The sequence below is a fragment of the Microcoleus sp. BR0-C5 genome, assembly GCF_036705045.1.
In the GTDB taxonomy this organism is placed as follows: domain Bacteria; phylum Cyanobacteriota; class Cyanobacteriia; order Cyanobacteriales; family Microcoleaceae; genus Microcoleus.
Genome location: NZ_JAUBTR010000049.1, coordinates 1 through 7,977, shown reverse-complemented (window position 1 = coordinate 7,977; position 7,977 = coordinate 1). Strand labels below are relative to the sequence as shown.

General features: G+C 43.9%; 9 protein-coding genes. 4 read left to right on the top strand and 5 right to left on the bottom strand.

What is annotated here, in order from left to right:
• Positions 1 to 1,522, top strand: a 1,522-nt coding sequence (locus tag QUB08_RS21225) for a right-handed parallel beta-helix repeat-containing protein (RefSeq protein ID WP_333226827.1), incomplete at its 5' end; no start/stop codon positions are given.
• Positions 1,523 to 1,648: 126 nt separating this feature from the next.
• Here QUB08_RS21225 and QUB08_RS21220 read toward each other — a convergent pair.
• The 5 genes from QUB08_RS21220 to QUB08_RS21200 form a co-directional block, all read right to left on the bottom strand.
• Entirely contained in the window at positions 1,649 to 2,614 is a 966-nt protein-coding gene (locus QUB08_RS21220; RefSeq protein ID WP_333226825.1) for a DUF6282 family protein, read from the bottom strand.
• A gap of 53 nt (positions 2,615 to 2,667) precedes the next feature.
• The gene (locus QUB08_RS21215) at positions 2,668 to 3,573 is read right to left on the bottom strand and encodes an alpha/beta hydrolase (protein WP_333226823.1); all 906 of its coding nucleotides are present in this window, start codon (positions 3,571 to 3,573) and stop codon (positions 2,668 to 2,670) included.
• A gap of 14 nt (positions 3,574 to 3,587) precedes the next feature.
• Complete coding sequence (locus QUB08_RS21210) at positions 3,588 to 4,034, bottom strand: SufE family protein (protein WP_333049786.1); 447 nt, start codon at positions 4,032 to 4,034, stop codon at positions 3,588 to 3,590.
• A 39-nt stretch (positions 4,035 to 4,073) separates the two neighbouring features.
• Positions 4,074 to 4,199 (bottom strand): hypothetical protein, encoded by a 126-nt coding sequence (locus tag QUB08_RS21205; RefSeq protein ID WP_333226821.1) that lies wholly within the window; start codon positions 4,197 to 4,199, stop codon positions 4,074 to 4,076.
• Positions 4,200 to 4,491: 292 nt separating this feature from the next.
• The gene (locus tag QUB08_RS21200; protein ID WP_333226819.1) at positions 4,492 to 4,857 is read right to left on the bottom strand and encodes a hypothetical protein; all 366 of its coding nucleotides are present in this window, start codon (positions 4,855 to 4,857) and stop codon (positions 4,492 to 4,494) included.
• Between the two features lie 325 nt (positions 4,858 to 5,182).
• Between QUB08_RS21200 and QUB08_RS21195 the strand changes: the two genes are divergently transcribed.
• From QUB08_RS21195 to QUB08_RS21185, 3 genes are all read left to right on the top strand, one after another.
• Positions 5,183 to 5,914 carry a response regulator gene (locus tag QUB08_RS21195; RefSeq protein ID WP_333226817.1) on the top strand — a complete coding sequence of 244 codons (732 nt, stop codon included), beginning with the start codon at positions 5,183 to 5,185 and terminating at the stop codon, positions 5,912 to 5,914.
• Positions 5,915 to 5,920: 6 nt separating this feature from the next.
• Positions 5,921 to 6,520, top strand: coding sequence for an adenylate/guanylate cyclase domain-containing protein (locus tag QUB08_RS21190; RefSeq protein ID WP_333226815.1), 600 nt, complete (start codon positions 5,921 to 5,923; stop codon positions 6,518 to 6,520).
• Positions 6,521 to 6,852: 332 nt separating this feature from the next.
• Complete coding sequence (locus QUB08_RS21185; RefSeq protein WP_333226813.1) at positions 6,853 to 7,788, top strand: fused MFS/spermidine synthase; 936 nt, start codon at positions 6,853 to 6,855, stop codon at positions 7,786 to 7,788.
• Positions 7,789 to 7,977: the final 189 nt, after the last annotated feature.

Genomic DNA, 7,977 nt, shown 5'->3' with positions numbered 1-7,977 from the left:
TGAATTGGAATCTCAACTCACTTCTCAACTCTCGGAATCCCAAAGTCAAATCGAGACAGCCAATCAGAATCAAGCTCAACTTCAATCTCAAGTATCCGACTTAGAAAATCAGTTAGAAAGTGTGCGTCAAACTCGCTCAGAATTAGAAGTTCAGCTAGAAACAGCTAATACCGAACGATCGCAACTTTATTCTCAAATCTCCCAATTGCAAAGTCAAGCCGAGACAGCAAACCAGAATCAAAATCAACTTCAATCTCAAATCTCCGAGTTAGAACACCAGTTAGAGAGTGTGCGTCAAAGTCGCTCTGAATTGGAATCGGGGTTCACTTCTCAAATCTCCCAATTGCAAAGTCAAATCGAGACAGCCAATCAGAATCAAGCTCAACTTCAATCTCAAGTATCCGAGTTAGAAAGTCAGTTAGAGAGTGTTCGTCAAAGTCGCTCTGAATTGGAATCGGGGCTCACTTCTAAAATCTCCCAATTGCAAAGTCAAATCGATACAGCTACTCAAAATCAAACTCAACTTCTATCTCAAGTATCCGACTTAGAAAGTCAGTTAGAAAGTGTGCGTCAAAGTCGCTCTGAATTGGAATCTCAGCTAGAAACTGCTAACAGAGAACGATCGCACCTTTATTCTCAACTCTCGGAAACTCAAAGTCAAATCGAGACAGCCAACCAGAATCAAGCTCAACTTCAATCTCAAGTATGCGAGTTAGAACATCAGCTAGAGACAGTTTATCAAGAACGCTTGCTGCTAACATCGCAACTTTCGGAAGCGGGCGATCGACAATCTGAGCATTTTGAGTCGAAGTCAGGGCAAATTAAAGCATCTACTTCAGATACCCAAGTTTTGAAGACTAAAAAATTTGTTGTTTCTCAGCAGGGTGAAGGCGATTATACTACTATTAGCGAAGCGCTGAAAAATGCTGCACCTGGTACGCGCCTTGAGGTGCATCCAGGCGTTTACCGCGAAAGTCTAATTCTCGACAAATCGGTAGAAATTATCGGCAGCGGAGATGTCGATCGCATTGTGGTTGAAAGTATCAACTCAAACTGCATTAAAATGGCAACTGACAGTGCTTTAGTGCGCGGTTTAACGCTGAGCGCAACTGGGAAATATTACACTGTAGATATTCGCAAAGGCGAGTTAATCATAGAAGACAGCGATATCACTTCTGCGGACTATTCTGTGGTGGGAATTTGCGGCCCTGATGCAAATTCTATCCTCCGCCGCAGTCAAATTCATGATGGGGTATGGAACGGAATTTTTATATCGGATCATGGGAAAGCAACGGTGGAAGATTGCAGTATTTTTGACAACGGCAGTTTGGGAATAGGTGTCGGATTGGGAGGAAAATTGATCGTGCGCCGGTGTCGGATTAATGGGAATGAAGGTGAGGCGATCGCCGTTTACAGAGATGGCATTGCTACCGTGGAAGATAGCGATTTAACGGGCAATGCTGGGGGTGCTTGGCGCATTGCAGATAACGGATACCTGCGCGGCAAAGACAATCAAGAATAGAAGAAGGAAGAAGGCAGAAGGCAGAAGGCAGAAGGCAGAAGGCAGAGGGAAGGAGGAAGAAGGAAGAGGAAAGAGAATTCCAAATTAGCGATTCCCAATCCCCGATTGCCAATACCCAATTACCAATTACCAATTCTCAATGCCTAACAATCTAGCTGGATTGTGTTTCATCATTAAATCAATTTCCTGCGGGGAAATGCCTTTATCTATCAATTTTTTCACAAATAATTTGTAACCTTCCGCAGGTAAAGGATCTGGTTTTCTTCCCAAATCGGTGCTGAGAACAAAATGCTCGGCTCCTATTAGTTTAATAGCTGCTGCCATCTTCTTAATTGAAACTTGATGCCAGTTTTTGTGACCCTCATCAGCGGCATTTTCTCCCATCAAATCGTTCACAAATGCGAGTTCTAAGAAAGCTCCGGCTGCGGCGGCTGTTTGCATATTTTCTAGGGATAAACCGGGTACATCCGCCATTGCGTGAGTAATCAGGATGTTTTTAATGTTGAGCAGCTTGGCTTCACTGACAACCGCCATCACTTCTTTTGAGGAAATATGACCGGTTTCCAATACCAAATTCTCTTTGGCTACCATCTTCAAGACCGCTGCTGTTTCCGGTAAAACCTTGCCATTTTCCGCAACTTTAATCCCCCTTCCCGACTTGTGAAAAACCTGCAAGTGATGCTCAGCATCAACGGTTGGTAGCCACACTACTTTACCGTATTTGCCACCAATGCGGTGCATTGCTTCTACAGCGTCGGGATTAATGCCGCCTACCGAATGATTGAGAACAATTCCTCCGAAAACTTCGATTTCTGGTACTATTTTATTAACCAAAACGGCCCGCGCTGCTGTGCTGGCATAATGATTTTTCAATACAACAGCTTTCATCTTCGCCCTAGCAGCTAATTTCGCTACCTCAAAATCATCCAACCTGCGGGGAATCACATCAGGAGAAGAATGAATGTGAAAGTCAATCGCACCTTCAATCGTACTCTGTGGCAAATTGATTATCGGCGGATCTCCGACAGCATAAACAGGCAGACAAAACCAATAGCAAACCATCCAAACTAACGTAAAAAAAACAGCTTGCATTCCTCCCCTCTGCGTTCTCTGCGCCCTCTGCAGTTCATCCCCTCTTAATCCTCTCAAATAAAAGATTTAACCACATTTGCCAAAGCTTCAGCATTCTCTTCGTGCATACCCAAAGAACCGGGAATAACTCGCGATTCAACACCCGGTAATTCCGTTAATGCTTCCATTTCAGCCTTTGATTTTGGCGGCGCATTTTCAGCAATTACAACCATCACCGGCACTGCTAATTGTTGAAATTTATCTGTAAATTCCGATCGCACTTTTGCCGTATCTAAACCACCAGTCACAAAGGCAGCGGAACCGTACCTAGCACCGGGTTTTTGCGTCACTTGCCATTTGCTTTGGATGAAATCTGGCGTGACTTTAGCTGAATCGGCGTAGACGTGGCGGCGGTACATGAGACTGAGGAATGACGGCGCTGTGTTGAGTTTGTATAGGAATTGTCCCAGTAAGGGCGATCGTACTAATTCTCTCACAATTCCGTGCCAGCCGCTTTGCTGTTTGCTCATCGTCGGCAAAGGCCCGCGCCAAGTGGGCGCAGCTAACACAATCTTTGACCAAACATTCGGTTTTGATTGCGCTAATTTCATCACATAACCCGCAGCGTGACCTGCTGCAACTACAGCCACAGGACTATTAAAATTTGCCTCAACAAAATTTTTTAGAAATTGATAGTATAATTGCGGTTTATAGTCGGTTCGCGGGCGATCCGAGTCGCCGAAACCCGGCCAATCTAAGCTCACCACTTGAAATTTAGGAGCTAACAATTCTGCTAAAGGACGCATTTCTTCTCGCGTCGAAACCGTACTGAAAGCCGGCAGCAGCAATACAGTATTTCCCTGTCCTCTGGTTTCGTAAATAACTTTGATTTGCGTTTCTTGCCAATTCCAGATATATTCTTGAACGGCGGCGGAATAGTTGCCAGAACCTGATTTTGTTAAATTTGTAGTTTGAGTCATGACTGTTTCTTCTTTTAATTTGCTTCGGCTTGCTTGCTCAATTCACAAGCAAGTGCCTTATTTTTCATCATTTGAAAAATGTTGTAAAATCCGTTAGCGCGGGAAGGTGTTAAACTCACATTCAATCCCGTGTCTTGAATAAAATCTGGGGTAATGGTGACAATTTCAGCAGGCGTTAATCCGCTCAAACCTTCCACCAGCAAGCCAACTAATCCTTTGACTAACTGAGCGTCTGAATCGCCTTGATACAAAACTTTTCCCTCTGCCAAATTTGCAGTAATATAAACTTGCGACACGCAGCCAGAAACTTTGTTTTCCGGCAGTTTGTCGCTTTCGGGAAATGCTGGTAGTCGCTTGGCATACCACAGCAGTTGTTCGTAGCGCTGTTTCGGATCGGAATGTCGCTGAAAGCGCTGAACGATTTTAGCTAGGGCGGCGGGTAGCGCGGTGTTTGCGGACATGATTCACTCGTAGCGGTTTACTTCGTTAATATTATACATTTAATTTTGGCGGCGGGTGCGATCGATTTGCAACATCAGCGTTGATCTGCATTCATCTACTGTTACCAACCCAAAACTACAAATTTTGGCAGTCTCGTTCGTGTAGCTGCGAATAACCTTCGCCATTACAAACGGCCAAATTATAGACTGATGAAATATCAAAAAAAACAACTGTTGAGCTGTGATAGAATTCGATAGTATGCCTTTTGCCCGAAAGACATCGAAGGGCATTGTATGGGTGAGAAATTATTGAAATTTGTGGACATCACAAGGTCGATCGCTCTGAACTGCTCGATCGCCGCTCTGAATAGGTGATGGTAGATGAAAAGTGCGATCGTCCCGCAATTATCAAATTTCGCAACGATCGCGATTTGAGCAAGATTCAAACGTTAGCTCGAACACTATGGCGCGATCGCCCTCAAGAAGCTAGATCCAGAGGTGGCAAACCGCGCAACTGTCGCAGCGAGTTGATACACATCTGACAGTCGCAGCCAAACAGCGCCGCCGCCGCATCGCTTTCTTCTTCCGAAAAATCCAACATTGCCACCTGTTCGTCAGCAGGGCGTTGCCAACTAATTCTCGGCTTAGAAGCCGCAGCAGCAGACTTGCCAGAAAGCCGCACGCAAGTCAGGCGCTGAGTGTGGGGCGAGGGCACGCATTGGGGCGAATCAGCCGATTGAGCTGGTGTTTCGCTAATTAGAGGGGTATTTGCGATCGCGCTCAAAGACATCACAGATCCAAATAGCGTCGGACTTACCAATAAAGTGAGGAGCAATCTATTCATTTGTCGTGTTTAAGAACTTTAACGTATACAGTAGCCGATTATCTGTTGCAATTCAACAAGGTTTTCGCCCGAAATCACTACATTTTGTCGCTATTAAGGCTTAAAAGCCGAATATTTACCGCCTCAACCTCGAATAATTGTCCGCGTATTAGCAACCAGCATTTTCTAATAAGTATCACCTTTGCTTGCCAGTTTAAGATTTGTTGCAATTTGAGTAAGTTTAGCTTGCCAGTGATAACAAACTCTTCCAATTTGGGTAAACTGATTTCAGCAAGGGTTACTCGAAGCAGCGAACAAGTTTACCTCAAAAACCAGGTGGGGAGTGATGAGTACAGTTTTAGTGGTGGAAGATTCCCGCAGCCAGCGGGAGTGCATTTCACATCAGTTGAGATGCAGCGGATTGAATGTAATTCAGGCATCTGACGGTGTGGAAGCGCTGGATAAAATTGAGAAAAATTGTCCTGATTTAGTATTATTAGATGTCATAATGCCCCGTCTGGACGGCTACGGGGTTTGTCGTTTAATTAAAGCTAACCCCGAAACTCGGAACATACCGGTGGTATTTTTAACAGGCAAGGGACAGCAGTTAGCTTTATTTGCGAGGTTCCAGGGCGATCGCGCCGAGGCTTATGTTAGCAAACCTTGGCAGCCGAGGGAACTTTTGGCAACGATCAAAAAAGTTTTGCTCAATGCCAATATTAAGTTCGATCGAGCTTCAGCCGACGCTTGGACAGAATACGGGTTATTAAACTTAAGTACAGTCGAACTGTATCAAAGCCATGCCGATGCTTGGACAAAATACAGTTCCCAAATTATTAAATTGTATGATTCCAGCTTAGCAGCTTTTGAGCAAGCTTTGGCAATTGAACCGAGTCACTCCAATGCAAACAAGTATCGCAACCGAGTCCAGACAATCCGGGCAATTTTGATGAAAAAATTAGAGCACACTAAACCCTGCAAAGTGTGCGATTATTATTACGGTAAGGATGGCATCAATTGTGCGGTGCATCCTGCTGGCCGGCCTCAAGAACTGTGTCGCGATTGGGAATTGAATTAAAATAAAATGAAAACAAATAACCGCGCTAACTTAGAAATGCTGCTGCAAGAAAGAAACGAACATCCCGAAAGAATGGCTGAAATTGATGAAAAAATCAATTCAACTTTTCGCAAAAACTACGCAATTTTAGTAATGGATATGTCGGGATTTTCGCGCACGACAGTCCGCCACGGAATTATTCATTTTTTGGCAATGATTCACCGGATGCACGGAATTGTCAAACCGATAATTTCCGAATACGGTGGCACTGTAGTTAAGGAGGAAGCAGACAATATTTTTGCAGTTTTTTCCGATGTCAAATCAGCGGTGGAAGCTGCAATCAACTCTTTGAAACACACGGCGGCTGTCAACACTACACTGCCGCCGGAGATGGATATTTACCTCTGCATTGGTATTGGCTGTGGCGATGTTTTGATGCTGGAAGGAGAGGATATGTACGGATCGGAATTTAATCTGGCATCTAAGCTGGGAGAGGATTTGGCGGAACGCGGAGAGATTTTGCTTACCTCAGCAGCCTTTGAAAAGTTGGAAGGTGACAAGCAAGATTGGGAAAAAGTGGAACTTTCGGTTTCAGGTTTGGAATTGGTGGCGTATAAGCGGCTGTAATCGGGTGAATTTCTGTTGTCTTCTCGTTCTTCGCCCTGCTGAAAAATGAGAACATGACCCAGCCCAAAAACGGATGCGAGCCCCCGACTTAAGTCGTGGAAAGATAAAAATTTTAGACCAAAGTTCAAACTCCCAGATTTATATGTGGGGTAAATCTAAAATCTAAAATCTAAAATCTAAAATCGACTGACTAGCCTCAGCCTTGACTAGAAACCCGGTTTCTTCGGAGATACCGGGCGACTCAGCCATTGTGGTAGAAACCGCGTTGATGAGGCTATATTCTTAGAGAATATCGAATTTAAATAAAATTTAAAATCCAAATTTAAAATCACATGATTGAGGAACACAAAACTTGGCAATCTATTAATTTATCCGCTATTGGACAGCGGCTGGCTTGGCTACAGCAACAGCCAGACAAAGTTATTTTTTGCAAAGAGTCGGGTGTTCACTATGTTGCAGTCACAAAAGAGCGATCGCACATTAAGCTATCTTTAGTAGAAAAAATAAATCAGCAAACAGATTTACTGCAATCAGTTTTCGATTTCAACAATCCTTTACATCTAGTGTCTGAATATACTCAGGCGATGATGTTGGGTTTAGTGTGGCAAAGCCTACCTCAAAGAATCTACATAGCTGGATTTGGCGGCGGCAGAATTCCCTTAGTTTTGCACCACTATTTGCCGGAAACTGTTATAGAATGTGCAGATGTCGATCCGATCGCGATCGAAGCAGCTACACAGTGTTTTGGGGTAAAATTGGACGATCGGCTGACTGTAACAATTCAAGACGGCCGAGAGTATTTAGAGCAGCAAAAATCAGATACTCAGTACGATATCATCATGATCGACGTAGCTTTTGGCAACGGCTACTTTCCGCACCGCCTATCCACCAAGGAATTTTATCAAATCTGCGAAAAACAATTGTCAAGCAAGGGAGTTGTGCTAGCAAATCTGCTGCAAAGAGATCAGTTTTATGCAGAAAAAATCAAGACTTTTCAAAGCGTGTTTTCTCAAGTGTGCGTGTGTCCGTGGAAGGATATTAACAGCGTTTTGATGGGTACTAACAGCGCTATTTTAGGGAAAGATGAGATTGTTGCTAAGGCAAAATATTTACAAGATAGCTATCAATTTTCCTTTCCCTTAACAGACAGGGCGCTTGAGATAAAAGTAGGTAGAGAATTGGCTGAAGCTATACCTAATTTAGACAAAGCTCAAATTTTGCATGACGATTCGCCGCCCGCTGGTTATTTTGATTGCTGGTTATTCTGATATCTATAATAAGTCCCGGTTTACTCTTTGTGGAACAGGCCGGAAAGCCTGTTACTGATACAATGTTGAGATCACCCAGGGATTGAAAGAGACTGGGGGATAAAATTTCCCTCTAAGGATCGCGAATTAAATAACTTACAATTTTAATTGTTATTGTGGGATGGGCGTCCCGCCCGTCCAAAAAGGACG

What these genes read in the sequence shown, in the direction of transcription:
- QUB08_RS21220 (WP_333226825.1), bottom strand. Translation starts at nt 2,614, where the DNA reads ATGCAAGCTGTTTTTTTTACGTTAGTTTGGATGGTTTGCTATTGGTTT.
- QUB08_RS21215 (WP_333226823.1), bottom strand. Translation starts at nt 3,573, where the DNA reads ATGACTCAAACTACAAATTTAACAAAATCAGGTTCTGGCAACTATTCC.
- QUB08_RS21210 (WP_333049786.1), bottom strand. Translation starts at nt 4,034, where the DNA reads ATGTCCGCAAACACCGCGCTACCCGCCGCCCTAGCTAAAATCGTTCAG.
- QUB08_RS21205 (WP_333226821.1), bottom strand. Translation starts at nt 4,199, where the DNA reads ATGGCGAAGGTTATTCGCAGCTACACGAACGAGACTGCCAAAATTTGT.
- QUB08_RS21200 (WP_333226819.1), bottom strand. Translation starts at nt 4,857, where the DNA reads ATGAATAGATTGCTCCTCACTTTATTGGTAAGTCCGACGCTATTTGGA.
- QUB08_RS21195 (WP_333226817.1), top strand. Translation starts at nt 5,183, where the DNA reads ATGAGTACAGTTTTAGTGGTGGAAGATTCCCGCAGCCAGCGGGAGTGC.
- QUB08_RS21190 (WP_333226815.1), top strand. Translation starts at nt 5,921, where the DNA reads ATGAAAACAAATAACCGCGCTAACTTAGAAATGCTGCTGCAAGAAAGA.
- QUB08_RS21185 (WP_333226813.1), top strand. Translation starts at nt 6,853, where the DNA reads ATGATTGAGGAACACAAAACTTGGCAATCTATTAATTTATCCGCTATT.